Origin of the sequence: Gynuella sp., from assembly GCF_050297175.1 — a bacterium.
Lineage (GTDB): Bacteria > Pseudomonadota > Gammaproteobacteria > Pseudomonadales > Natronospirillaceae > Gynuella.
The window spans coordinates 54541-79542 of the sequence record NZ_JBNKSF010000043.1; the positions used below are offsets into that span (position 1 = coordinate 54541).

Consider the following 25002-nt stretch of genomic DNA (forward strand, 5'->3'; position numbering starts at 1 on the left):
CCTCATAATAATTTTTCAATTCTTAACAGAGTAATTTTAAGCTGCTCATCGGCAGCATTCTTCAATTCAACATCCCGGTTGTTATGAATCCGTTTTAACAGCAGATCCAGCATCTGTTCGGCCGTTTTATTACTGGCAAACACAATAAATATAAAACCAAACTTATCCAGATACTTTTTATTGTAAGTCGCCAGTTGTTTCAAAACGTGATCAGCAGCGCCATGGGTAGAGGACTGCTCGTTGGTCGCCAGTGACAATGTATCGGCATATTTTTCCCGCAGTGACTGTACATCCCCAATCATGGGATGAGCGGTAAATGCTTCCATCCAGTCATCTTCGTTCATTTGCTGCCAGTAACTGACAGCCCGGTTTTTTATATCATCCGCATCCTGATAGGGTACACCTTCCACCATCAGATCAACCCAGCGCTGAGCGGCACAGCACTGGGTGAATAGTTTGCTTAATGCTTCGTTACCGAGTGAATTAATCTCACTGATTGTCATGACCTGTCATCCAGATTTTATCTTCCTTCCACTGCTTGGAATGGGTTGTCTTGGCAGATCTGGAAACCGCAGTTTCGGATCTGGCGTATTCAGATTCCATTGGAATCTCTCCATTCAACAGTTGCAGTAATTGAGCCACAATGGAGATCGCAACCTCATAGGGCTTCTTACCTGGAATCTGTTGCACGCCAACAGGGCAAATCATGCGTTTGATGTCCTGTTGTGAATAGCCACGGTGCTCAAGTCGCTGACGAAAACGTCGGGCCTTGGTCTGCGAACCGATAACCCCCAGGTATTCGACGTTGCCTTGTTTCAATGCCTGTTCAACCAATTGGTAATCCAGTTGATGATTATGTGTCAGTACCAGGACCCAATGACGAGTCGCAGTGAGAATCAATTCGTTCACGGGATCATCCGTCAGTACCAGTTCCGCCCGGGTACTGGTGTTCTGATACAGTTGATCAGTGCGACCGTCCAGCCAGCGAATGGCAAGCGGCAATGGCTCCAATAGTGGCATTAATGCCTGAGCAACATGACCGGCACCAAACACTGACAATAGCGGCACATCCACCCGCAAGGGTTCAAACAAAACCCGCACTGCCCCACCACAACATTGTCCCAGATCGGCAGCGAGATTGTACTCGACAATCTGCTGCTCCGATGTTTTTGCCAGCAGCATCTGCCGTGCCTGTTCAACCACCTGCCATTCCAAATGACCTCCACCGATGGTATCAAACGCTTCGCAATCGGTGATTACCATCTTGGTACCACCATCCCGAGGGCTGGAACCAACCACCTGCAGGATAGTCACCAATACCGCAGGCATGCCTTTACGCTCAGTTTCAGTCAAGGCAGTTATCCAATTACCTTTATTCATTCACCACCGCCTGCTTCATCGCCTGAATGGCCATAAACACCCGCTCAGTAGTGGCCGGGGTATCGAGATGCGGACTATGTTGATATTGGCTAAGACTACTGATGGCATCACGAATAGCAGACCAAACACACATGGGTAGCATAAACGGCGGTTCGCCAACGGCCTTTGAATGATATATGGTGGCTTCATTATTCGGTCGCTGAAACAAATCGATATTAAAAATTTCCGGAGTGTCACTGATAGCCGGTATTTTGTAGTTCATCGGCGAATTGCTGAGTAAGGCACCCTGGTCATTCCACACCAGTTCCTCGGTGGTCAGCCAGCCCATCCCCTGAATAAAACCACCACTGATCTGGCCCCGATCAATATCGGGATTCAGAGACTCTCCAACGTCATGAAGGATATCCACACGATGTACTTTGTATTCACCGGTCAAGGTATCCACCCAGACCTCAGCACACGCAGCACCCTGGGAAAAATAGAAAAACGGCCGGCCCTGACCTTTTTCATGGTCATAACCTATTTTCGGAGTCTGATAGAAACCATTGGCAGATAAATTCACTCTGGCGAAATAAGCTTCCTGAATCAGCGCATCAAATGCGAGACTGAAACCAGGCCCTGAGACTTGATTATCGGCAAACACAATATGATCTGCCGACACCTGATACTTTTCTGCCAGATGTTGCTGCAACCGCTCTTTAATCTGCACTGCCGCGTGTTTAGCTGCCATACCGTTCAGATCTGTACCACTGGAGGCGGCCGTTGGAGAGGTATTTGGAACTTTGTCCGTGCGCGTCGGGGTAACCAGTATCCGGTCAATATCGACACCAAATTCACGCGCAACGATAGTACCGATTTTAGTATGAAGGCCCTGGCCCATTTCAGTACCACCATGATTGACCTGAATACTGCCGTCGGTATAGATGTGAATCAGTGCGCCGGCCTGGTTCAAATGTTTGGCGGTGAACGAAATACCAAACTTAACAGGTGTTAACGCCAGGCCTTTTTTAATGATCGGACTGCTCTGGTTGAAGGCTCGGAATTCAGCTTTGCGGTTACGATACTCACAATTCTGTGCCAGTCGGTCTATAATTTCCGCCAACCAGAAACCTTCGATCTGCATGCCATAATGCGTTTTCAGATTGTCCTGACGGCCTTCGGCGCCATATAGATTTAACAGTCTGATATCCAGTGGATCTTTGCCCAGGCGACAGGCAATACTATCCAATGCATGTTCGATGGCCAGCATTCCCTGAGGTCCACCAAAACCGCGAAACGCCGTGTGACTGACGGTATCGGTTTTCAACCGGTGACCGATGACATGCGCCGCTCCAAGGTAATATGCATTATCTGCATGAAACATAGCTCGATCGACGATGGCATCGGACAAGTCAGGGGTATAGCCGCATAAGCCGTTAATTTCGAATTGACTGGCCAGGATTCGGCCGTCAGCATCAAAGCCGATTTTATAATGGTTCACAAACGCATGACGTTTGCCGGTTAACTGCATGTCATCACTGCGGGCCAACCGTATCTTAATGGCTCTTTTTAGAAAATAGGCTGCCAGCGCCGCGAGACAGGCATAAGGTGCCGCCTGAGATTCTTTACCACCAAAACCACCACCCATTCGCCGCGTTTCTACGGTGATACGATGCAGCGGCAAATTCAACACCTCAGAAACCACTTTCTGAACTTCGGACGGATGTTGCGTGGAACTGTGTACCAACAGACAATCGTTTTCCATCGGTTCGACCAGGGCAGCCTGGCTTTCCAGATAGAAGTGCTCCTGACCACCGATCGTCAGTGTTCCTTCCAGAGTGTGCGAAACCTGAGCATATTGAGCACTGACATTACCATGGCTCTGCTCATGCTTAGGACGCACAAAATAGTCTTGCGCATGGGCCTGTTCCGCCGTCAGAACCGGTTTGCGGGCTTGCACCTCACAACGCACCAAAGCCGCCGCTCGGCGCGCCTGCTCATGAGTTTCCGCAACCACCACGGCAACCGGCTGTAACGGATATTCAATGACGGTTTCAGCCAGCAAAATATCACCCGGAAAAATAGCGCCTATGTCCTTATGGCCCGGAATGTCCGCACTGGTAAACACCCGAACGACTCCTGGTGCAGTACTCACGCCGGCTAAATCCAATTGAGTCAACGTCCCTACAGTGGCCGGACCTTTTACCACATAAGCATGCAAACAATCTGCACGGGTTCGCACATCATCGATGTAGGCGGCCTGCCCGCTGACATGCTGACGTGCACTTTCATGACGGTGGGGGGTTGTAACCGTTTGGGCGGTTCCCGGGGCTTTTAAATCGATCAGTTTACGCATGATTGATCACCCTCGTGACCACCGCCGTCGTGGTTTCCAGCCAGAACCGTTCAGTCAGCGCCGGCAGTAGCGCCAACCGATAATCCGCACTGGCACGAACATCAGACATGGGACTCACATTCGCCGACAATGCCTGCTTGATCTGCTCAAGCGTGTCCCGCTGTTGCCATTCGTATCCTGCCAGCTGCTGCGACAAATCCATCAATACCGGTGTCGCAGCCACGCCACCAAGGCCGCAACGGGCAGTGACAATCCTGCCATCATCCAGCTCGACCAGCCAACTGACGCAAACCGTTGAAATATCATCATCAAAACGTTTGGAGATTTTATAAGTACGGAACAACTGACCGGGTCGGCGTCGCGGAATCACAACATGATCAATCCACTGTCCGGCTTCAAGTCGGGTCTGACGATAACCCGTAAAAAAATCATTAACTGAGTAACCGAATGTTCGATCACCATTACTGACCACAACCGATGCTCCAAGGGCCATCAACCAAGGTGCACAGTCGCCAATCGGGCTGGCAGTTCCGAGGTTACCGCCAATGGTTCCCTGATGACGGATCGGTGTCGAACCCAGACGCTCAAACAACTCTGCCAGCTCGGGCCATTCCGGTAACATCAAATTGTGCAGCTGACTCAAGCGAACGGCCGCTCCGACTGTCAGTGCATGTTCATCCTGATGCCACTGGCCCAACTCTTTAACCTCGGTCAAATCAATCAGTGCCGGAACTGGCAGCAATCGCTGGGTGATTTCCACCCCCAAATCCGTTGCTCCGGCAACAAAACGCGCCTCCGGATAGGCCTGGCTTATTGCCCTCAACTGATCACGACTTTCAGGCTGCCAATAGCCATCCACCTGGGACTTGCGCTGATTCGAGGCAGGAGTCTCAAACACCTGAGCTTCTATATCATGCCCAGGCGCATCACAAGCATGCATGGCTGCCTGGATAATCGGCTCATAACCCGTACAGCGGCAAAGATTACCAGCCAGTGCCTGCTCAACATCTGCTCTGGTAATCGGATCGGAATGTGCCTCCCGGCGCTGCTGGTACAGTGCAAACAACGACATAACAAACCCTGGGGTACAAAAACCGCACTGACTGCCGTGATGCTCGACCATCGCCTGCTGAACCGGGTGCAGAGTGCCGTCGGCTGCCTGTAGCCCCTCGACAGTGATCAAATGTCGTCCCTGAAGTTGTGCAGCCAGGGAAATACAACTGTTAATCGTGCGAAATCCACTCTCAGATGCCAGTACGACGGTGCATGCACCACAATCGCCCGAACCACACCCTTCCTTGGCTCCGGTTTGCCCAAGTTTGGTGCGCAAAAGTTCCAGAATGGTGGTATCCGGTTTAACACCATCAATCTCCACCAATTTATTATTGAGGGTAAAACTTAGCATGTTCTCTCTCTCAGAAACCCGGATAACGCCTCAACTGCCCGCTACAGACGGTGATAATTATAGTGTTATATCCGGTCAATAATTCTTATCAAGCTTATTTATGTGTCGGAACAAAGCATGCAAAATCATTTCCTTTTTTGACCAATTGGTCAAATTTTTTATGTATCAGACTGCAGCAACCCAGAAGTCACTGACTTATTGGTCAGCAACTTGCTGAGAAATTGAAATGATCCGTTCACTTAAAGGACTCTTATTATGTTAGACAACTATCCACGCGACCTGATTGGCTATGGCGCCACTCCACCCAATGCCAACTGGCCCGGTGGTGCCAGAATCGCCATACAGTTTGTGATCAACTACGAAGAAGGCGGGGAAAACTGTCAATTGCATGGAGACGAATATTCCGAACGCTTCCTCAGTGAAATCGTTGGCGCGGAAGCCTACAAAACCCGGCACTTAAGCATGGAAAGCATTTACGAATATGGCAGCCGAGCCGGCTTCTGGCGCTTGCACAGGCTGTTTACCGAGAAACAGATTCCAGTGACTGTCTTCGCTGTCAGTATGGCCATGCAACGAAACCCTCAGGCCGTCGAGGCCATGCTCAAAGCCGACTGGGAAATCGCCAGCCACGGCTATCGCTGGATCCACTATCAACATTTCAGTGAAGCCGATGAAATCGAACACATGGAAAAAGCCATTGACATTCATCAGCAACTGACCGGCAAAAAACCCGCTGGCTGGTACACCGGCCGAACCAGTCCCTATACCCTGAAAATTGCGGCAGAACGCAACGAATTTTTATACTGTGCAGACTCATATGCCGACGATTTACCGTATTGGGATAGGAACTACCGCAATCCTCTGCTGATGGTGCCGTATACTTTGGATACCAACGATATGCGTTTCGCCACACCTCAGGGCTTCAACAGTGGTGAACAGTTCTTCAACTACCTCAAGGATGCTTTTGATGTACTGTATGAAGAAGGCAAAACTACACCCAGAATGCTGAGCATTGGGCTGCACAACCGCATTGTCGGTCGCCCGGCACGGTTCGCCGCACTGAAGCAATTTGTGGAATATGTTCAAGGTTACAGCCAGGTCTGGTTTGCCACGCGGGAGCAGATTGCCCGCCACTGGGTGGATGAATTCGGCAGGCCGGAAGAGTAATCAGTCCAGCGGGTTTGTACCTCCACTGGTATCAGAATAGGTAAATGAGACATCGGCCTTTTTCAGGCTAGGCCGATGTTGCCTGTCTCTAAGCTAACCATTAGCATAGTTACGTCACCTGTTCGGGAACCACCTGCCCTCATGCTGGAAACCATCCGCAAGTTCATCCGCTATCTATTAAAAAAACGCACAGAATTTAAAGATCTGAATAAGAAGGATGCGCTGCTGGCTAAGGCCGTGCTCGACATCCACCGTAAGCGGACTCACTCGTCGTTTGTACAGATACCATTATTTTCAATCCAGCAAATCCACGTCATCGATCGGGAAAACGCCATTGCAGAAACCCAAAAGCGTATCCAGATCTTACAGGCAGCCAGACACGAACTGATGCAGGACAAAATCTTCACCCGGGAGCGACTGGCGAGTTACTTACCATCCGTCTCCGGCATCAAAGTCGTCAAGCAGCCAGACAACCAATACATTGCCTATGAAGGTAATGGCCGGTTGGTAGCTTTGCAGAGTGTTTTTTCAGCAACGGATCAGATCTATGTGGAAGTCGAGGAATATCACTTTAAGAATCCTCAAAAAATATTGCGCAGAATGAACCGGGTCAGGCGATTAAATGGGTTAACATGACCGGCCAATACCAGTTAGGGAAATATCCGTATATAACCTACAGGTTGAGTATCAACACGGCTCTTTTAAATATCATCTAACACCTAAAAGTTAACAAGGCTTTCGTATCCAGTTCTGCAAACTGAACACCATGAAAGCCTTCAGAGAATAAAACCTATATTAAAAGATGTTCAGAGCGAGGCGCAGCTCACAGGCAATGGTCATTCCTCTGTCAAGCGCTGGAACGAAGCGGTGGGCATCTTGAGGACTTCTCGAAGAGTGGGACGCCGTTTGCTGAACTTAACGTAGAGTTGCGAAGTGAATTCGGCGGCCCATTACAATATGCGTTTTATTTGAGACACGACACTAGCGTCAGAACTTCCGGCGATCCATTTTAAACGTTACCGTTGCTCGACCTGTATCAAGGTTAAAACCGTCAACAGTACCGGAACACACTGCACGATCCCGATAAGAACCACCTTCATTTTCAGCAATAATGGGCTGAGGCAGAAATGCACCCGTCCGGGCATCTTTCAATACCACAAATCTGAAATGGCAGTCTGGAGCGGAGTAGCTGTCTGTGAACGTGTATTCCAGGTCAACAATTGTGGCCACCGTAGGAAATAGACTATAGGTCTGAAAAAGGTCTCTCTGACCAGCATCAATCGTCAATGCAGGATCAGGGGCATAAGTGGATACTTCAACTTCCTTACTGGTCAGTTCGATATCGTATCTTGAGGTATTGTGAACAGTGACATTGACTTCAGCCAATACATTGGTCGCCAGCAGTAACGCTCCCAATCCTATTAACGTTTTTTTGAACATACATACTCCTTAAGTATTTTTAGAAAAATAGTTACCAGGTTGGTAACCATCGAAAAATCCGAGCTTTCCCTCGCTGTCTTGCTGCAAACCCAACGACAGGCCTTTCAAATCATCGACAGAAATTGTATGACCAATCAGATCGGTTGAGAGCCCCAGTTGTGACCCCAGCTGACCAAGATCTTTTTCCAGCATTGGCAGAATCTCTGTTTTCAACTTACTGACCGCATTTGAATAACGCTCACGCTGCTCAGGAGTGTCTGCAGAATCAGCAAGTTGCTGAAATTGAGTAATACCTTCTTTTGCTCCCTGGACATCCCCTACACGCATGTTGTAGCCAAAGAAAATATCCATCATGCCGTTTGAAATATTCATTTGAGATCTCTCCTGTGCTTGAGACATCACATCAAAGGCAGTTTTTATGCCGTCAGTGTTTTACAGGTTTTCAATCAGTCGATTCGTATATATTCGTGTTAAAAAACAAAGAGATAAGAGGCAATGATGATAGGTGAGATATGGGGGGACATGAACTCATACATTTTGATGAGAGCGGCAAATATGTGCCCCCTAAAGCAGATACTTACCGCTGATACACTAACCCGACCGGCTATTCAACAGCCATGGGTTGTGAGATGAGGGTTATCTCTTTTTTACCTTGTATTTTTTTGATTTCCTGGCGAACACGCTTAACAGATGAGCTGCTGGTCAACACATGATACTCCAGGTCGAAACTTTGCATTGCTCCACCAGCCAACGTTTTCACCCGTCCCTGTTCACGTTCGATCTGCCGTGGATATGCATAACTGGTACCGGGTTCAATACCGGTTACATAGCCCTGTTTCACCGTATCCGTGTTTTTCCATAAGGTTAGCACTGGTAATTGTCGGGTATCGTATTTTACCGCTACCCCCTGATCACCTTTACGGTTGTGCAACAGTACTGTGGTCATCCCCTGATCATCAGCATACGGCACCAGATTGAAAACCATTTCATCAAAATTTTTGGTGGGTCCCAGATAGGTTTGCCAATCCTGCAGACCATTGACGGCATAGTCATTGAAAGGTGAAATTTCTTTTACCGCAACTTCCACTTTGGCGCCCTGCTCCAAAATCGGAGCTCCGAAATTGCTGTGATAAATGATCTGATAATCACGATCATAGTCACTGAGGTTGGTTAGCTCGTCATGTACTTTGACAGTTGTTTCACCAGGTACAACGGTTAAGGTTGTCCAGGTTTCCAGATTGCTGAATTTAAATGTGTTTTCCTTAATCAGCCCTTTGACGTGGATGGCATAAGGTGCCGTTTCATCAATGCTCACCATGACTTTAGAGGCTGGGGTATTACCTGCCCGGCCATGCAGGCTCATTAACCGGCCATTCTCTTCTCCGGGATGACCGGTCCACTCGAACCCACAACGTACCATCATTTCATTAAAACCGTCGAGCCAACCAAGGCCGCCTCGCATATCCAGATTCATGTAAGCCGGATGAACAATCTCATCAACCGGGGAATTCCAGCCCAGACGAACATCGCCGCTGACAATTTCATAAATATCCATCCCCCGGGTTGGAATCAACGTCACTTTCAGATTGTCGGTCTGCACAGTAACGAGCGTACTGCCCTCTTGTTTGCCACCATGGAGAGTCTTTTTGCTGACCATAAATTCCGGCGCTCCGGACATCCCCAGACTACGGTTTTCGACACTCCAGTCAGAGATCTCGATGTTGTTTTCGGTATCGGTTAACACAATGTTTTTCGCCGCAGTGGCAGTCACAGGTAATGCTGCTGTGACCATCATTGTCAGCAATGCGGTGGTCATATTCATATATTTGTCTCAGGTTATTGGTTTTGTTGGTGAAACGTTTCAGCAAAAATTTTATATAGAGTCAGCCGCTAAAAAACAAGAACCGAATCAAATAATTAGAAGGAGGGAATACGTTTGCCATCATGCAATGATCTGTGCAGGTGCTATACGCAGTTCAGCAGAACATCCAGAGAAAATAACGGAAAAAAGGATACAAATTGGTCAAAGTTCAGAGACAACCACTCTGAAACCTGGCTTTGCCGGCCTTTTTGGCCACAAACAAAAGTCGGTCTGCCTGTTCAAAATAGTCCCAAAAATTCTGTTCAGGTAACGGGCACCCTTGATATAAACCAATGCTGATAGAGCACTGGCCCAATTTTTCGCCGGGTAAGGTGATGGTCTTCACTATGTCGATCATACACCGTGCCATCTGACGTGATTGATCAAGAGAGGATCGTGGCAATACCACTACAAATTCATCGCCTCCATACCGGGCCAGGACATCGTCCGGCCCCAGGCATTCCCGTAATACATCCACAACTTGGTGCAACACCATATCTCCACCTTTATGGGTCAACTCGGTGTTGATATCTTTAAAATTATCGACATCCAGAACCAGCACGGCCAGCGGTGTCTGGCCATCGTTGTGAAAAAACAACGTTTGCTGGCTATCGAGATAACGGCGGTTGGGGATATTCAGAAAACTATCATAAATCAGCATATGTGCGAGTCGGGCACGCTCTTCTTCAAGCAGCTGCTGCAACCGGCGTTCTTCAGTGATATCACGATCAACACCAATGTAGAATCCGGGCTGGTCATTGTCTGATCGGTATACCATGGTACCCAGATTGGATATCCACCGATAGCACTGACCTTTCACCTGAAAACGATAGGTCGCTTCAAATACATCGCACTTTCCGGTCATAACATCCTGCCACTGCCGCCGTATTACTTCACGATCTTCCGGGTGGATATATTCCAGCCAACCGTAGAGGTCATGCTCAGATTCAGCACCGGCCTGATCCGGAAGCAGCGATGCAGTAATACGTTTACTGTCCGGACGATGATCAACCACGAACACATTTACCCTGGCCATTGCTTCCGCAACTTTCGGATTATCGAATAGAACTTCAGCGATTCTGGCCTTAATGATCTCCATTTCTTCGGCCTTATCTGTCATCTTATTCATGGGCAAAATTAGTACAACGCGATCTTATAAGCATAGATAACAATATCTCTGACCGCTATACCCAACTGACAAATTTCGTAAACATGGAAACTTTTTTTATTTTGTCAAACAAACTAATGATTTGTCACATGACAGATTTATATGACGCTTAAATTGACGAACAAGCGTGAAGACTGGAAAACTACAACGTACCACTGATAACTTTGGCTTTACCCTGTTTTTTGGCTTCGAAAAGCAGCTTGTCGGCCTCACCAAAATAATCCCAGAAACCGACATCCAGATCAGGATTTCCTTCGCATAACCCAATACTGATGGAGAGTTTATAGTCATCTATCGACAATGGAGCACTGGCTACAGCATCCAACATGTTAGCGGCAATGTCATGCACCCTTCCGGAATTTGAACCTGGAACGACCACAACAAATTCATCACCACCATAGCGAGCCAGAATATCGCTTGAACCCAGACACTTTTGCACTCGCTCAACCACCATCTGCAGCACTTCATCCCCACCTTTATGGGTCAGAATGGTATTCAGCTGTTTGAAGTCATCGATATCAAACACCATCACTGCATTGTGGGTTTCACCATCGTTGATAAAAAAACGGAACTGCTCCGAATCCAGATAACGACGATTGGGAATATTCAGAAAATCATCCAACACAATCTGCTGTGCCAGTTTGGCTCTTTCCTCTTCCAGCAACTGCTGCAACAGGCGCTCTTCGGTGACATCACGGTCTGCACCGATATAAAGACTGGGGCGGCCATCATAGTAGCGATACACCATGGTGCCAATATGAGAAATCCAGCGATACTCACCATTCACCTGGAAACGAAAGACTTCGTCAAAAACATCCTCATTACCATAAACCACTTTCTGCCACTTGTACCTGACCCGGTCCAGATCCTCTGGATGAACCAGCTCAAGCCATTTCTGCGCATCTTTTCTGGACCGCTCCCATTGTTGAGGAACCAACGACGGAGACACATGAACAATCTCCTCGCCATGATCAACCACAAATACATGCACGCGAGACATTGCAGCAGCAATTCCAGGATCATCGAACAATACTTGCAATGCTTTGGCTTTACTTTCCGCAAGATCTTTTACACTTTTTTCCTCATTCATGAGTACTCTAACCCATCTCACATGCATTAATGGAAACTGAGAATGCCATTCGCCCGTTTATCATGATATACACAATATAGCTGTTCAGAAGAACTCTACAGCCAGAATGGCAGCCTGTTCGAACCTTACATTCATACAAAAGTACCACCCCATTAACCAAAGAATCATTTATGTCCGGTTAACAGCATGATGCAGAAATCATCACAAGCTCAGGAAAATCCAAGGGTTTCACACAATATTGCCAGATTTTTCGGAGCGATAATCACAGAAATTTATTTGCTTGCCGGGTTAATGGCCACCACGTTCCTAATTTTTTAAAACGCTGCCGATGGTCAACAAAATTTATGATGACCACCTCAACGATCCGATCAATATCATCCAGATCTACGATTGCTGCTGAAATTTCGCGAGCTGTTCTGGTGTTGCTTCCTGTTGATATTTGTCCTTCCATTCATTGTAAGGCATGCCGTAAACAATTTCCCGGGCCTCATCATAATTCATTGATACCCCTTCCTGTTCGGCTGCAGCAACATACCATTTGGCCAGACAGTTACGACAAAATCCTGCCAGGTTCATCAGTTCGATATTCTGTACATCTTTACGACTGTCCAAATGTTCCAACAACCGTCGAAATACAGCAGCTTCTATCTCTTTATTCTGTGTCACTGACATAACTTAATCCAATAAATGCTCAAGACCATACAGCAGTTGTTCACGACTGCCGACTTTTTTGCACGCCAGGCATACACCCGGCATAAACGACTCCCGGTGCTGGGAGTTATGCTCAATTTTCAATGTTTCGCTGAGACCACCAAAAAACACGGTTTGCTGAGCGACCACTCCAGGCAGGCGAACAGCATGAACAGGCACCTCATGCAGGCTGGCACCCCGAGCACCCGTGAGCAGCTCTTTATGACTGGTCGGAGTTGTTGCACTCACCCGGGCCTGGGCGATCAGCTCCGCGGTACGAATAGCAGTACCGGATGGACTTTCCTCTTTTTGCGGACTGTGGGCTTCAATCACTTCCACATCTGGCAAATACTTTGCCGCCAGTGCCGAAAACTTCATCATCAATACCGCGCCTAACGAAAAATTCGGAGCGATCAGACCACCCAGTTTTTGTTCCGCCGCCAGTGCCTGCAATTCTTCCACCTGATGCTGTTGAAAGCCGGAAGTGCCTATGACCGGCGAGACACCCGCAGCAATAATGGTCTTGGCATTTTCAAACCCGATAGAGGCGATAGTGAAATCGACGACCACATCGGGTTTAATTTCAGCAATTCTCGCGGCCAGATCATCCTCCCGGTCCGTTCCACCCACAAACTCCAGGTCGGCATCCTGGCTGACCGCCTTGACCACTTCTGACCCCATGCGACCCTGGGCGCCATTCACCATCACTCTGATCATGTTCTGTTACTCCTCAGTCGCCAAAGCCTGCTGCTGTAATTCATTCAGGGTCTGAATCCCCTGGCGGGCGAGTCCCAACATGCCATTCAAATGTGCTTCCGTGAATGGTTCTGCTTCTGCGGTTCCCTGGATTTCCACAAAACCACCCGCAGATGTCATGATGACATTCATGTCGGTATCGGCAGCTGAATCCTCGGGATAATCCAGATCCAACACCGGCGTGCCCTGATAAACCCCAACGGAGACCGCTGCTACCAAGTGCAACAATGGATCAGCCTTGATCATCTTTTCACGCTGCATGTACCGCAAAGCATCTACCAGCGCCACGCAGCCACCGGTAATGGCCGCAGTACGAGTACCTCCATCGGCCTGAATGACATCACAATCGATAGTGATGGAATTTTCGCCAAGCTTTTGCAGATCCACCGCCGCTCTTAACGCGCGGCCAATCAAACGACCAATTTCAATGGTTCTGCCCTGCTGTTTGCCACGCGCAGCTTCACGGTCATTACGGCTGCCGGTGGCTCTGGGCAACATACCGTATTCCGCAGTCACCCAACCCCGACCTTCACCTTTGAGGAACCTTGGCACACCCTCAGACACCGATGCCGTGCAAATCACTTTGGTATTGCCAAACTCAACCAATACCGACCCTTCAGCATGCATGGTGTAATGACGGGTAATGTTGACTGTTCTGAGTTGATCCGGTTGACGACCACTAGGGCGCATTGACTTCTCCTATCGGAATGTATGAGGGGCGGGAATTGTAGCTTAGTGACGCTATGGGTGTTAAGGAATAACCGGTATACTGCCGCGCTGATCCGTCTTTGGGAAAGCATTATGATACTGAGTATGACGGGCTTTGCCCGCAAAGAAACATCCGATACATGGGGGACTCTGTCACTCGAAATCAAAGCCGTGAATCATCGCTACCTGGAAACCTGGTTCCGCCTTCCCGACAGCCTGCGCATGGCGGAAATCCCATTGCGCGAGCGTATCAAGAAAAAACTCAGCCGTGGCAAAGTGGAAGTACAGGTTCGTTTCAGCCCCCAGACCCAAACCAGCAACCAGCTCAACGTCAACACCCAGCTCGTCCATGATCTGAACCAGGCCATCGAGCAGATCAAAACCATCATTCCCCAGTCGTCCAACGTCAATCCACTAAACATTCTGCAATGGCCCGGCGTTGTCGCAGAACAGGCCCTGGACCCCGAACAACTTCAGGCCGAACTGTTCAAACTGCTCGACAACGCCCTTGACGACCTGCTCGCACACCGGGCCCGCGAAGGAACCGAACTGGCCCAGGCCATCGAAGAACGCCTGCAACTGATCAGCGCCATTGTTTCCGAAGTAAGAGCTCGCTTACCGGAAATCATTGAAGAACAAAGGGCCAACCTGAAAACCAAAGTGGGCGAACTGATCGAACAAGTAGATCCACAGCGACTGGAACAGGAAATCGTAATGCTGGCCCAAAAGATCGACGTAGCCGAAGAACTCGACCGCCTCGATGCCCACGTCCAGGAAACCCGCCACGTCCTCACCCAAAAAGGCTCCGTCGGCCGCCGCCTCGACTTCCTCATGCAGGAATTCAACCGCGAAGCCAACACCCTGTCATCCAAATCCATCCTGGCCGAAACCACCAAAAAAGCCGTGGATCTGAAGGTGTATATTGAACAGATGCGGGAGCAGATTCAGAATATTGAATAATTTTCTCTTGTTTTCCAAAGCTTTCCAATACTTATCAACGCCCTGATTTATCAGGGCTTTTTATTTCCAACCTGTTCTTGTACGTTTCAATCTGTTTCATCCAAGCGGTGAGTTAACTGGTGAGTAATGCCTCGCTATACTTGCATCAAATGGTGAGTATTTGGAGGTCATGTGGCATCTATGACAGCAAAGCAGGTGGCCGCACTTGCAAAATCAGGTGAACCAATTAGAAAGTCCGACGGAAAAGGACTCTACTTTGTCGTTCCAGATTCAGGAGCGCCCTATTGGGCCCTTCGATATAGTGGCAACGGCAAACGTAAACAAATGACTCTGGGGCAGTACCCTGGTATGTCGTTGGCCGATGCAAGATCAGAAGCCGAAGTGTTTAAACGTGACTTAAGGCAAGGCGTAGATCCCCTCATTGCAAAACAGCGTCAAAAGTGGACTGGTATCATATCGGTCGATGATTTATTTGAGGATTGGTATAAAAACGATTTAGAGCCAAGGCTAAAGCATCCCAACATTCCAGCGCGAATATATCGGAAGGAGATTAAGCCAGTCATCGGCGAGTTTAAAATCCAGGAAGTAACGGCTCTGGATGTTCGAGAGATAATTCAAAGAGTTAGGGATAGTGGCCGTTTGACCATTGCCAATGACACTCTGGGTTACATGAAGCAACTTTTCAAGCACGCATTAAAGCTTGAGCTAACCGCTAATAATCCCGCTGCACCTTTCACAATAAACGATGCTGGAGGGCTCGAAAAAACTCGTAAGCGAGCATTAGAGCTAAATGAAATAGAGAAAATATTTAAAGTATTTCGTAGTCATCTCAACAGTTTTGGTAGAGAGAACTATTTGTTGTGCTGCCTCTTCTTGGTACTAGGTAATAGGAAGAGTGAACTGTGTGAGGCTCCCTGGGCAGAGTTCGACCTAGAGGAATCTGTCTGGCATATCCCAGAATGGCGGGTAAAGACAGGCATCGCTATATCTATTCCCCTGCCAAGCCAGGCAATAACATGGCTCACCGAGCTAAAAGTAAGATCGATGGGTTCTGAATACGTTTTTCCAGCCCGACGCCGAAGCAGTCTATTACATATGGGGCCTGACACCCTGAATAGCGCAATCTCAAAGTTGTTTGGACGAGAAGCTGGGAGGAAGGTCCAGCCACCCAACGTAATGGGTGATATCGAGCATTTTACAGTACATGACTTACGGCGAACATTCAGGAGTCTCGCTGCATCAGTAGGAACACCAAACCACGTCGCTCGGCTATGCATCAATCACCGGCAGGGAGGTGTAGACGGTATATATGATCGGTATGAGTACTTTGAAGAACGGAAAGTTGCACACCAGAAAGTCGCCGATATGTTAGCTAAGTACTTAGAGTGATGACTAAAAGCCCATGGACAAAACCAACTACATGTTGATAGACTTGACATAGACGGAGGATATATGTATAGAGCGATAGATATAGCAAATTGGTTTATAAATCAATTTGATAAAGAGTCTGGCGATGTCGTGACTCACTTGAAAATCCAAAAGCTGCTTTACTATGCAGAGGCGTGGACTCAACTGTTATTAGATAAAAACCTTTTTAAAGAAGACATTGAGGCGTGGGCTCATGGGCCAGTGGTTCGTGAAGTGTTCAATGAGTTTAGAGATTGTGGATGGGAACCTTTAACAATGACAGACGCATTAATCGAGATTGATGCGGAAGTTGAAGATGTTCTTTTGCAAGTGATGAGTGCATATGGTGAGGCATCGGCTAAAACACTTGAGAATATGACTCACAAAGACAGACCTTGGATAGATGCTCGTGGCAGTCTGGCTCCAGAGGCCCGCTGTAATAACGTCATCCCAAAGCCTAGCATCAAAGCTTACTTTTCTGAAAAATACGGTGACCAGCTAAATGGGTAAAAAGCTACCGAAGGAAACGGTAAAGAAAGAACAAGCAGGTGAAGCGATTGTCAGAGCCAAGCCTAAAGAGATAGAAATCCTAGGGCTCGTATCTAAAGAAATAGATACAAACTCAAGCGCATTAAGATTGAAACCCTATATAGCCTTAAAGTATTTCAATAGCGACTGGCAATGCTTCTCTGATTGGGAAAATCAGGAATTAAAACAATTTTCAAAATTTATAACGACACTAAGTAATTTCACTTGGGAACAAGTGTATAAATCTGGTAACAAAATCCCAAAACACGGCTTGGCTTATACAAAGTATGAGCTTAAAGATGTGAAGTCAGAGGCTTTGAAAGCAAGACTAGAATCAGTAAAAAATCAAATATCAGAGGATATAAATTTCTTTGAACTGAGAGTTGACCAAAATAAATTGCGCGTTCATGGTTTCCAGTCACACTCAGCATTTTTTCTAATTGCTCTTGATAGAAACCATGAGGCATTTCCCATGTAGCTCCTGCTAGCCAGCAGAGTAATCGTGCAACGTTCCCATATATCTTCTAGTTAACCGTGCAACAGCCCCACATACGCTCCCAGGCCAACAAAACAGTCCGTATACATGTGATTTGGCCTTAATTTTGTTCAGTAAACGCCAAAAACTGGGCTTTGTGCAGCCCCTATCGTGCAACGATCCAATAGGTTTAAACGATAATCGTGCAGCCAACCAATATACCCAAGGCTTAAACGTGCAATGTTCCCACATATGCCCTTGCAGTGGCGTTACATGTCACATTTTACATTCGTGACATGTAACGAAACTTAAATATCTTTTTAAATTCATTTATATACGTTCAACCAGTAACACCAACCTAGGTCAAAATCTGGAAATTTCCTTCTGACTCTACAGACAAGACATTTGTCCAAATTGGGCAGTTTGGCGTGCCAATCTCGGCAATTGTCAGCGGGATAATGACTCCGTTCACTAAGCACGGAGTTATTTTTATGAAGTTAAATGGTATTGAACTACTCAACCTAGCTGTAGCACATGAGCTAAGAGAAGTTTGGGTCGTCAGGTTAGATCCGCCCGATCAGCCCGGCAATCGGGGGCCAGATGGTGAACTGCTCTGGCCGGAGGTTTTGCTGTGCAAAAGTTCTGACGATGCTACTCATTTGGCTGAGTACTTAAGCAAAGCAGCCTTTGATGATTTTTCTGATTTTATGGCCGCAGAAGAAGATGGGGAAATCCATTCAGAACCTCAGGACGCAGATCAGTACATAGTTGCGCTCTGTAAAAGCATTCAAAGGTACAGATACGCTTGGCTGGTAGAGCCGAGCATCAATAGCATCTCACAAATCACCTTGCTCAAGGAGGCTTTTCAACATGATTAAAAAGTCATTGAGTTTGCTGGCCTTTACATTAATTGCATACTCAAACATTACACTTGCTCAAGAAAGCGCCACTGTGGGCCAAAAATCCTCACAGGAAAAGCGCACCCAAAAAGAAACCACGTTGAACGATGAGACAAGCATGGAGTTACAACGCCAAAAGGGAGAGGAAGCAAGAAAAGGTGAGGAAAAAAGAGACACGACTTCCACGTCAGTTCGAAATGCAAGCGAAGCTTCATCTAGGCAGCAATATCAAAATGCTAACCGTCTTTCAGTAAAAACAGCACCACTTTCTATTCTCTTAGAGCTATTTGCCTATGTCGAAAAAGGCAAATCTATAAGAGGGAAAACAGCAAACCTCATCAGAAATTGTTCGCTCATTACGAACCCACAAGCGCCACAATTTCCAGAGCTAGAACCCAAACCCCTAGTTACAAGCGTGCAGGCCTGCATGGCCTGGAACAAAGAAAAAACACTGGGACAATGCCAAGTTGAGTTGCAGCAGGCAGCTTTCAACTGGGCGACCACTGGCATGCCTTCATCTATAAGAGTTCCTTCTGAGCGCCTGAAAAGAGAGGGCGTCTGCTGGGTGACATACGGGCTTGTAGCAGAAGCAACGCTAGATGAAATATCAAGCGGGATCTCAGTCAACGGAAGTGGCAAGTCAGCGATAAAAATGGCGCTTGCCAAGGCAATGAGTAAACAGCTCATACGTAATGACTTACCAGAAAAGGCCTTGAAAATAATAGATAGACAATTTGGAAGGAACTGCGTAGTGCCATCTACACGAGGGTATCAGTATGAAGGAAAATACGAATGGTCTTGTGGCTCTTTTTCTGCTGATCCAAAAAATCTGTCAGCTTCAATCGGCGAGTTCACTGTCTTTGGCCGAGGAAACTCACTCTTTGGAGAGTCATGGGAGCTGGAGACATCATTAAATCACGACACTCTCTTTTCATTATCGACTACCAGAACTAACTCAAAAGAAGCATCAACGTCTAATGCTTATTATGCAAGCACCGACAACCGCTCATCCAAGTCCCGTAATCTTTCAATGAGAACTTCCGAGCGCTTACAAACTGAGGAAGCATCCAATCTCAGCAACTCCACGGAGGCAAGCTTCACAGTGTCTCAGCCAGGCATAAAAGGGGGTAATTAAAAATGAAATCTGTACTGTATGGCATCATCATTGCCTGCCCAATAACAGCCATCGTGATTTACTTTGCCTTAACTGGTAGGCAGGAAGTTCTTATTCAACAAAAAACACATGAAGTTCAACAACAAATTCGCTCGGAAGAGTTTCATCGTGACTTCTCTAAGGCTTGGTCTGAGTTTGATTTACCCAACCAGCATGATAAGGCCCTCCTCTCGTCGGAAAACGCTGAAAGGAACGAGCGAATAAAGCAGCTCAAAAAACTTCGCTCTCAGTTGGAAGCGGCTAACGGTGAGTCAATGGATGACCTCGAAGGAGACTTAGCGGAGATGAGAAAAGCGTTAAAAGAAGCTGATAAAAATTAAATTAAAAGCCACATTCTCACCTTCTACCTATATGTTGTAGTAGTAAACGGAATGTGGCCTTCCAATTTTATCTATGCCTCATTCTTTTCAGTAAATGAATGGTATGCGGCACAGTATGCATCCCGATCTAATATTGCGTCTCTTATAAACGCAGGATATAGCTTCAGTGCAGCACAGTAAGACTCCCAGTATATGCCTTCTGTTCCTCTTGGATTCTCTGGCACACCACTCTTTACTATATCGAGAGCTTGTTCTGCGGTGAAAGTTATTCTATGACCTTCTAACTCTTCAACATTGGCAACGATCACGCGGCCATTTTCTACTAATTTTATAAATGGCTGTAAGGTTAAGCATATTGGCTCAAACTGGTCCCAACGCAACATTTCAATTCGCCCATCACTATTCTTAATAAAGCGACTGACATCCGTTTCAAACATGCAGCGCTCTGCTGATGAATAAGGCGCTGGAGGCTTATAGCCTAAAACTTGCTCCCTCCATTTTATGTAGTCGTTTTTACAATCACTGTAACTGAATTGCTGGCTGCGCCTTATTTTTAAGCACACATCTATATCACCAAATTTTTCACCACCTCTAGCCAAACTGCCGACTAATGCAGCCTCTTCTATTTCATAGTAGGAAGAGTAAAGCTCATTCCAATCATTTAGCCTTTCTAAAACACCTTGCAGTTTTTTGTAAGCAACTGCTTTGCTTACCTTAGATCTATAGTTCTTTGACACGGCAATCCTCATATTATGGTCATTAGAAGCACCTTTACTCGAACATACACCAAAGCCGGATAAGTTTTAAGCCACCATAAATGACAAAAAAGGCAGGTTAATCTGCCTTTTTAAAGTGGGATAGGAATGATTATTATTTTGTCTTATCCGGTTTTAGCGCTACAAGTTCCTCTAATGGACTAGGCCCTGTCAGGCTAAAATTAATCACCGCCGGATTATTGTAACGAACATCAGAGAGGTCCAGATGTAATCCCTCTTGACTCTCTCCTGTTACATTCTCTAGGCAATGTCGAGATTCCAAGTCAAGAGCAGTCATATATTTCTGTTCATTACTTTGAGGACCGAGCGCCATGGTAATGAGACAGTCTTTTCCATGCTCAATCTTGTAAGTCACATCAACAGTGTCACCACTTGCAGGGAACTTAAAAACCATAAGTGAAGCGTCGCTAATTCCATGCTTTGTCGCACACCCTGCCAAAGAGAGCATAGATGCGGTTGCCACTGCTAAGATTGCTTTTTTCATTTCAGTTTCCTCAATTGCTTAAAAATAATAATTAACGAGAAATAGACTTGTTTTTGTCTCGATCTATTTTGGGCTCGTTGCTTAGTTGATTTTGGTTTTCTATCGCAGAGTGACGCACTTTCTCTCTCGCTTGAGCTTGAGCTATAGCTTTATAATGTTCTGGTTGAGGTTGATATTGGCTATAGTCTTTTCGAGCAGACTGGGATAGCTTGTTATAGGTACTAACTATCAGCTTATCAGCCTCCTTCTGTTGGCCGCTTTGCTCCAACCGTTTGGCATTGCTTATCGCATCTGACATCAGTCCATGCCGCTGTTCTGTTTTGACCTCTAGTTGAAGGCGGGATAACTCAACACCTAGGGCCTTTGTCATTTTCCCAATATCTTTTTTTAGCTCCTGGGCAGCTTGTTGCTGCTTGGCGTTATCTGGCTCAAAAAAGATTTTCTGGATAGCCTTTGCAGCCATCCACACCATGGCACCTGCTGCTTCAGTGAAAATATCGTTCTCAAGATAACCTCTTTGATAGTTAGAAAGCGTTTTAGAGAGCCAGTTATCTTGGGTTGGTTTATCGAGCCCCATGCTTTCAACTTGCTTTATTAGCAACTGGACAGAATCAACAATTTTCATCTGCTGCTCAGATAGCTGTCGATACTGCTCATTCATGTGAGCATGATCAAAAACGCTAGTTTGAATCTGCTCATCTTTAATAGGATGACTATTCATACTTTGCACAATTGACTTAGCCGCCGATTCAAGCTGCCCAACCAACTTGTTAGGGTCAGAGACATCAGCTTTGCTAAGTTCTTGATAGAGCGCCGCAACTTTCGCTTTTTCGTTCAATTCCATTCCAATTACCTCTTAATGACGATGTTTTACATGTAGATTTCCATTAACCCACTCTGCGCTAATGAAATTATTGGGCTCGGTAATGTGTTCAAAGTGGCTAGCTGACGCCTCTATATCTGAATGAAAGCGCTCGATCTCAGCCTGATAAGTCCGCATTTCAGCCACAAGGTTGGATAGTTGAGAGTACAGATCAGGCTTGGGCTCTCTTCTGAAGATTTTTCTGAAAATATTGGTAATCATTGGATGCCTCTTCATGGTTCTAACGCCTCATTTTTTCAGATGACGAGAAAATAGACGGCACGCCAAAGTGCCCAATTTGGACAAAACCTATCAATATACATGCACTAGAAATGGGGCTATTCTCTACGCTTAGATAATCAATCGAGTGAATAGGGCTGCTTTTGCTATAGGAAACATTTGTAGTCGTGCCTTGCCGCCACCAAGGGTTGAAATATATATAAATCAAACGGTTAACAAACCCTCTTCTATCAAAAAACAAAGGAGAACAAGGATGTCTGAACTAGTTCAGGAAGCTTTAGAGCTTAGTGACTTTGAAAAATGGCTGAATGATCGAACCTTTTGGCTTCAAACTGCCGCCAAAAAGCTTATCGATAACAAGCGCTTCCCCAATAACGACGAGATTGTTGAGCTAGTTCGCCTCTGCAAGCTCGAAGCTGCCAAGCAAAATGCCCCAGAATTTCAGAAGGTGGCTCCGGGATCATTTTCAGCAGGGGCTATACAGAGGCTTGTTCGAATCGAAGAGTTGTCTGAAGTCTTCGGTGTTAACGCGATTAAACCTGGAGCTTCTCTACCTTTTGGGAAAGGCAACTTGACTGTTATATACGGCCAAAATGGATCGGGGAAAAGTGGCTTTGCTCGCCTAATAAAACAGCTATGTGGATCCCGTTCAAAAGACGAAATACGCCCAAACGTATTCAATAATGAAGAGCACGTCTGTCAAGCTCAATGCCAAATCACAATTGATGGCAACTCTCGAGACATCCATTGGCAGCTTGGTGCTGAACCTCACTCAATGCTCAAGTACGCTCAAGTATTTGATTCAAAGACCGCAAGCCAATACATGGGGCGTACCGAGTCAACCTACGAGCCGAGCAGCATGAAGTTCATATCAATGCTCATTCAGATTTCAGACATAATTTCTGGAGAATTGAACCGTGAAAAGTCTAGTCTTATTAGCGCTCTCCCACAGTTTCCTGGAGAGTTATCAGAAACTGTTGAGAAAGCCTGGTTCTCCTCGCTAAAAGCATCAGTTTCATCCGAAAAAATCGAGGCGTATTGTCAATATGGAAAGGATCTCGATGATGAAAGAGTAAAAGCAGAAAATCTTCTCGCTGAAAAAAACATCTCGGAAAGATTAGTGGCTATTGGAAAAGAAATAGTAGCCAATGAGAGCATTAAACAAGCCATGAAAACTCTTAAAGAAGGCCTCTCCGATGAAAAAGCGGAAGAGTTGCATAAGGCGAAGAATTTAGCCGATTCCGCAAGAAAGACAGCTAATGAAATTGCCCAGCAAGCATTTGCAAATGCCCCTCTACAAGGGGTAGGTGAGACGGCTTGGAAACTAATGTGGGAGCAAGCCCGTAATTACTCTGCCAGTCACGCATATCACGATCGTGAGTTTCCCGTTACCACAGAAGGTTCACGCTGTGTGCTTTGCCAACAAGAGTTAACAGATGAAAGTGTAGCTAGGCTAAAAAGCTTCGAAGCCTTTGTAACAGCAGGGCTTGAAACATCCGCAAAAACTGCAGAAATTAAAAGTACAGAATTAATTGCGAAGGTTGTCCACTTGCCCTCAATCGAAGACTGGATTGCGAGACTGACTCAATTACAATTCGACGAGGAGACTATTCGAACTTGGTATGATTCATTAAATACGAGAAGAGCGCAATTGTTGGCATGCACATCAGTGAAAGACATTGCCGGATTCGATTGGTCTCAAATTGATGAAGCAATAGCTAAACAAGTCGGGAAATTATCTGCTGAAAAAACCAGCCTCACACAGCTCCAGCAAGATGGCCAACGCCAGCAATTAGAAAAACGAGTAAAGCAACTCAAAGCAATCCAATGGCTATCACAAAATAAACCAGCCATTCTTGCTGAACGAGAGCGGCTCGTTACAGTCGCACTACTTGATAAAGCGATTAAATTAACAGCCACCAACGCACTGACAGCGAAACGCACAGAGCTTGGTCGAACTGAGCTTGATGCTGGATACCAAGCTCGCTTTGATAAGGAACTGAAAGCGCTTGGTGGTAGACGATTGCCTGTAATACCCAAAAGCAAGCCTCAAGGAAAAGGAGTAATCACATTTGGACTTGATCTTGTTGACGCAAAGCCTGGTTACACTCCTGAGGCCATACTCAGCGAAGGTGAAACTCGTATCGTTGCATTGGCAGCTTTCCTAGCTGACACAACTGGTTCAAATCAGCTAGCTCCATTTATCTTTGATGATCCCATTTCATCACTCGACCAAGATTTTGAAGAGAGAGTTGTGGCTCGCCTTATTGAATTATCGAATACACGGCAGGTGATCATTTTCACTCACCGACTTTCGTTAATCGCTCTAGTTGAAGCTGCGATTAAAAAGCATAGTGAAAATCCAGCAAACCAAAAAATAGAACATATTGTGCATTCACTACGGAGGTTAGATAAAGTTGCAGGAATACTAGCGCAGCAAAGCTTGAGAGATGGTCGACCAGATAAGGCTATAAATGTAGTGCGAGATCAAGTTATCCCTCAGCTTAGAAAACTCCAGATTCAAGCGGACGCAGATACGTATGACTTACACGCTAAAAGTGCGTGCAGCGATTTTCGCATTATTCTAGAACGAACTATTGAATTCATCCTACTGAATGATGTTGTTATTCGTTTTAGAAGAGATGTTATGACCAAAGGAAAACTAAGGGGTGTGGCTAAGGTAAACCCTGATGATTGTGATTTTCTGGATGACTTAATGACAAAATATTCAGTCTATGAACACTCACAAGCTGATGAACTCCCCCAGATTCCTGTTGAGCTTCAAGAATTCGAACAAGATGTGCTTGAACTCATTGAATGGATGGGGGCGTTTAAAAAACGGGCCGCCTAAAAGAATGTGATAAAGCGGCAGTCAAT

Annotated in this window: 25 protein-coding genes; 10 read left to right on the forward strand and 15 right to left on the reverse strand. The window is 46.4% G+C overall.

Annotation, left to right across the window (positions count from 1 at the left end; translation table 11 throughout):
• Positions 1-2: 2 nt before the first annotated feature.
• From uraD to xdhA, 4 genes are read right to left on the reverse strand one after another with little or no spacing between them, the layout of a single operon-like run.
• Complete coding sequence (uraD, locus tag ACQY6I_RS18175; protein ID WP_428242928.1) at positions 3-503, reverse strand: 2-oxo-4-hydroxy-4-carboxy-5-ureidoimidazoline decarboxylase; 501 nt, start codon at positions 501-503, stop codon at positions 3-5.
• Complete coding sequence (gene xdhC / locus ACQY6I_RS18180; RefSeq protein WP_428242929.1) at positions 490-1380, reverse strand: xanthine dehydrogenase accessory protein XdhC; 891 nt, start codon at positions 1378-1380, stop codon at positions 490-492. The genes uraD and xdhC overlap by 14 nt, the downstream gene beginning before the upstream one ends.
• On the reverse strand, positions 1373-3715 hold the full coding sequence (gene xdhB, locus ACQY6I_RS18185) for a xanthine dehydrogenase molybdopterin binding subunit (protein WP_428242930.1): 2343 nt from the start codon (positions 3713-3715) through the stop codon (positions 1373-1375). The genes xdhC and xdhB overlap by 8 nt, the downstream gene beginning before the upstream one ends.
• Positions 3708-5120, reverse strand: coding sequence for a xanthine dehydrogenase small subunit (gene xdhA, locus ACQY6I_RS18190; RefSeq protein ID WP_428242931.1), 1413 nt, complete (start codon positions 5118-5120; stop codon positions 3708-3710). The genes xdhB and xdhA overlap by 8 nt, the downstream gene beginning before the upstream one ends.
• Before the next feature lie 255 nt (positions 5121-5375).
• Here xdhA and puuE point away from each other — a divergent pair, with 255 nt between their 5' ends.
• Positions 5376-6287, forward strand: a complete 912-nt coding sequence (gene puuE, locus ACQY6I_RS18195; protein WP_428242932.1) for an allantoinase PuuE — start codon at positions 5376-5378, stop codon at positions 6285-6287.
• Between the two features lie 141 nt (positions 6288-6428).
• The gene (locus ACQY6I_RS18200; RefSeq protein ID WP_428242933.1) at positions 6429-6923 is read left to right on the forward strand and encodes a hypothetical protein; all 495 of its coding nucleotides are present in this window, start codon (positions 6429-6431) and stop codon (positions 6921-6923) included.
• A gap of 351 nt (positions 6924-7274) precedes the next feature.
• Here the strand turns inward: ACQY6I_RS18200 and ACQY6I_RS18205 are convergent, their stop codons facing one another.
• The 8 genes from ACQY6I_RS18205 to rph all read right to left on the reverse strand — a co-directional run bounded on the left by ACQY6I_RS18205 (position 7275) and on the right by rph (position 13982).
• On the reverse strand, positions 7275-7727 hold the full coding sequence (locus ACQY6I_RS18205) for a hypothetical protein (RefSeq protein WP_428242934.1): 453 nt from the start codon (positions 7725-7727) through the stop codon (positions 7275-7277).
• Positions 7728-7736: 9 nt separating this feature from the next.
• Positions 7737-8099, reverse strand: coding sequence for a hypothetical protein (locus ACQY6I_RS18210; protein ID WP_428242935.1), 363 nt, complete (start codon positions 8097-8099; stop codon positions 7737-7739).
• Between the two features lie 232 nt (positions 8100-8331).
• Entirely contained in the window at positions 8332-9549 is a 1218-nt protein-coding gene (locus tag ACQY6I_RS18215; protein WP_428242936.1) for an aldose 1-epimerase family protein, read from the reverse strand.
• A 208-nt stretch (positions 9550-9757) separates the two neighbouring features.
• The gene (locus tag ACQY6I_RS18220; protein ID WP_428242937.1) at positions 9758-10708 is read right to left on the reverse strand and encodes a sensor domain-containing diguanylate cyclase; all 951 of its coding nucleotides are present in this window, start codon (positions 10706-10708) and stop codon (positions 9758-9760) included.
• A 190-nt stretch (positions 10709-10898) separates the two neighbouring features.
• The gene (locus ACQY6I_RS18225; RefSeq protein WP_428242938.1) at positions 10899-11846 is read right to left on the reverse strand and encodes a sensor domain-containing diguanylate cyclase; all 948 of its coding nucleotides are present in this window, start codon (positions 11844-11846) and stop codon (positions 10899-10901) included.
• Positions 11847-12230: 384 nt separating this feature from the next.
• Positions 12231-12518: a DUF1244 domain-containing protein gene (locus ACQY6I_RS18230; RefSeq protein WP_428242939.1), complete on the reverse strand. Its 288-nt coding sequence runs from the start codon at positions 12516-12518 to the stop codon at positions 12231-12233.
• Positions 12519-12521: 3 nt separating this feature from the next.
• Positions 12522-13253 (reverse strand): 4-hydroxy-tetrahydrodipicolinate reductase, encoded by a 732-nt coding sequence (dapB, locus tag ACQY6I_RS18235; protein WP_428242940.1) that lies wholly within the window; start codon positions 13251-13253, stop codon positions 12522-12524.
• Positions 13254-13259: 6 nt separating this feature from the next.
• Positions 13260-13982: a ribonuclease PH gene (gene rph / locus ACQY6I_RS18240; protein WP_428242941.1), complete on the reverse strand. Its 723-nt coding sequence runs from the start codon at positions 13980-13982 to the stop codon at positions 13260-13262.
• A 111-nt stretch (positions 13983-14093) separates the two neighbouring features.
• On the opposite strand from rph, the gene ACQY6I_RS18245 reads away from it, so the two are divergent.
• From ACQY6I_RS18245 to ACQY6I_RS18275, 7 genes are all read left to right on the forward strand, one after another.
• Entirely contained in the window at positions 14094-14960 is an 867-nt protein-coding gene (locus tag ACQY6I_RS18245) for a YicC/YloC family endoribonuclease (protein WP_428242942.1), read from the forward strand.
• A 180-nt stretch (positions 14961-15140) separates the two neighbouring features.
• A complete protein-coding gene (locus ACQY6I_RS18250) occupies positions 15141-16349 on the forward strand; it encodes a tyrosine-type recombinase/integrase (RefSeq protein ID WP_428242943.1) in 1209 nt (402 codons plus the stop codon).
• Between the two features lie 63 nt (positions 16350-16412).
• Positions 16413-16877 (forward strand): type II toxin-antitoxin system antitoxin SocA domain-containing protein, encoded by a 465-nt coding sequence (locus ACQY6I_RS18255; protein WP_318584300.1) that lies wholly within the window; start codon positions 16413-16415, stop codon positions 16875-16877.
• Complete coding sequence (locus ACQY6I_RS18260) at positions 16870-17373, forward strand: hypothetical protein (RefSeq protein WP_428242944.1); 504 nt, start codon at positions 16870-16872, stop codon at positions 17371-17373. The genes ACQY6I_RS18255 and ACQY6I_RS18260 overlap by 8 nt, the downstream gene beginning before the upstream one ends.
• Before the next feature lie 488 nt (positions 17374-17861).
• Positions 17862-18248, forward strand: coding sequence for a hypothetical protein (locus ACQY6I_RS18265; RefSeq protein WP_072670310.1), 387 nt, complete (start codon positions 17862-17864; stop codon positions 18246-18248).
• Entirely contained in the window at positions 18241-19404 is a 1164-nt protein-coding gene (locus tag ACQY6I_RS18270) for a hypothetical protein (RefSeq protein ID WP_428242945.1), read from the forward strand. Before ACQY6I_RS18265 ends, ACQY6I_RS18270 begins: the two co-directional genes overlap by 8 nt.
• 2 nt (positions 19405-19406) lie before the next feature.
• Complete coding sequence (locus ACQY6I_RS18275; protein WP_350893311.1) at positions 19407-19763, forward strand: hypothetical protein; 357 nt, start codon at positions 19407-19409, stop codon at positions 19761-19763.
• A gap of 71 nt (positions 19764-19834) precedes the next feature.
• Here ACQY6I_RS18275 and ACQY6I_RS18280 read toward each other — a convergent pair whose 3' ends face one another.
• The 3 genes from ACQY6I_RS18280 to ACQY6I_RS18290 form a co-directional block, all read right to left on the reverse strand.
• The gene (locus ACQY6I_RS18280) at positions 19835-20500 is read right to left on the reverse strand and encodes a hypothetical protein (RefSeq protein ID WP_428242946.1); all 666 of its coding nucleotides are present in this window, start codon (positions 20498-20500) and stop codon (positions 19835-19837) included.
• 133 nt (positions 20501-20633) lie between these two features.
• Complete coding sequence (locus ACQY6I_RS18285) at positions 20634-21023, reverse strand: hypothetical protein (RefSeq protein ID WP_428242947.1); 390 nt, start codon at positions 21021-21023, stop codon at positions 20634-20636.
• Between the two features lie 31 nt (positions 21024-21054).
• On the reverse strand, positions 21055-21867 hold the full coding sequence (locus tag ACQY6I_RS18290) for a hypothetical protein (protein WP_428242948.1): 813 nt from the start codon (positions 21865-21867) through the stop codon (positions 21055-21057).
• A gap of 511 nt (positions 21868-22378) precedes the next feature.
• On the opposite strand from ACQY6I_RS18290, the gene ACQY6I_RS18295 reads away from it, so the two are divergent.
• Complete coding sequence (locus ACQY6I_RS18295; protein WP_428242949.1) at positions 22379-24976, forward strand: AAA family ATPase; 2598 nt, start codon at positions 22379-22381, stop codon at positions 24974-24976.
• Positions 24977-25002: the final 26 nt, after the last annotated feature.

Bases quoted from the DNA above. Each gene is read 5' to 3' on its own strand.
- uraD (WP_428242928.1), bottom strand. From the start codon at position 503: ATGACAATCAGTGAGATTAATTCACTCGGTAACGAAGCATTAAGCAAA.
- xdhC (WP_428242929.1), bottom strand. From the start codon at position 1,380: ATGAATAAAGGTAATTGGATAACTGCCTTGACTGAAACTGAGCGTAAA.
- xdhB (WP_428242930.1), bottom strand. From the start codon at position 3,715: ATGCGTAAACTGATCGATTTAAAAGCCCCGGGAACCGCCCAAACGGTT.
- xdhA (WP_428242931.1), bottom strand. From the start codon at position 5,120: ATGCTAAGTTTTACCCTCAATAATAAATTGGTGGAGATTGATGGTGTT.
- puuE (WP_428242932.1), top strand. From the start codon at position 5,376: ATGTTAGACAACTATCCACGCGACCTGATTGGCTATGGCGCCACTCCA.
- ACQY6I_RS18200 (WP_428242933.1), top strand. From the start codon at position 6,429: ATGCTGGAAACCATCCGCAAGTTCATCCGCTATCTATTAAAAAAACGC.
- ACQY6I_RS18205 (WP_428242934.1), bottom strand. From the start codon at position 7,727: ATGTTCAAAAAAACGTTAATAGGATTGGGAGCGTTACTGCTGGCGACC.
- ACQY6I_RS18210 (WP_428242935.1), bottom strand. From the start codon at position 8,099: ATGAATATTTCAAACGGCATGATGGATATTTTCTTTGGCTACAACATG.
- ACQY6I_RS18215 (WP_428242936.1), bottom strand. From the start codon at position 9,549: ATGAATATGACCACCGCATTGCTGACAATGATGGTCACAGCAGCATTA.
- ACQY6I_RS18220 (WP_428242937.1), bottom strand. From the start codon at position 10,708: ATGACAGATAAGGCCGAAGAAATGGAGATCATTAAGGCCAGAATCGCT.
- ACQY6I_RS18225 (WP_428242938.1), bottom strand. From the start codon at position 11,846: ATGAATGAGGAAAAAAGTGTAAAAGATCTTGCGGAAAGTAAAGCCAAA.
- ACQY6I_RS18230 (WP_428242939.1), bottom strand. From the start codon at position 12,518: ATGTCAGTGACACAGAATAAAGAGATAGAAGCTGCTGTATTTCGACGG.
- dapB (WP_428242940.1), bottom strand. From the start codon at position 13,253: ATGATCAGAGTGATGGTGAATGGCGCCCAGGGTCGCATGGGGTCAGAA.
- rph (WP_428242941.1), bottom strand. From the start codon at position 13,982: ATGCGCCCTAGTGGTCGTCAACCGGATCAACTCAGAACAGTCAACATT.
- ACQY6I_RS18245 (WP_428242942.1), top strand. From the start codon at position 14,094: ATGATACTGAGTATGACGGGCTTTGCCCGCAAAGAAACATCCGATACA.
- ACQY6I_RS18250 (WP_428242943.1), top strand. From the start codon at position 15,141: ATGACAGCAAAGCAGGTGGCCGCACTTGCAAAATCAGGTGAACCAATT.
- ACQY6I_RS18255 (WP_318584300.1), top strand. From the start codon at position 16,413: ATGTATAGAGCGATAGATATAGCAAATTGGTTTATAAATCAATTTGAT.
- ACQY6I_RS18260 (WP_428242944.1), top strand. From the start codon at position 16,870: ATGGGTAAAAAGCTACCGAAGGAAACGGTAAAGAAAGAACAAGCAGGT.
- ACQY6I_RS18265 (WP_072670310.1), top strand. From the start codon at position 17,862: ATGAAGTTAAATGGTATTGAACTACTCAACCTAGCTGTAGCACATGAG.
- ACQY6I_RS18270 (WP_428242945.1), top strand. From the start codon at position 18,241: ATGATTAAAAAGTCATTGAGTTTGCTGGCCTTTACATTAATTGCATAC.
- ACQY6I_RS18275 (WP_350893311.1), top strand. From the start codon at position 19,407: ATGAAATCTGTACTGTATGGCATCATCATTGCCTGCCCAATAACAGCC.
- ACQY6I_RS18285 (WP_428242947.1), bottom strand. From the start codon at position 21,023: ATGAAAAAAGCAATCTTAGCAGTGGCAACCGCATCTATGCTCTCTTTG.
- ACQY6I_RS18290 (WP_428242948.1), bottom strand. From the start codon at position 21,867: ATGGAATTGAACGAAAAAGCGAAAGTTGCGGCGCTCTATCAAGAACTT.
- ACQY6I_RS18295 (WP_428242949.1), top strand. From the start codon at position 22,379: ATGTCTGAACTAGTTCAGGAAGCTTTAGAGCTTAGTGACTTTGAAAAA.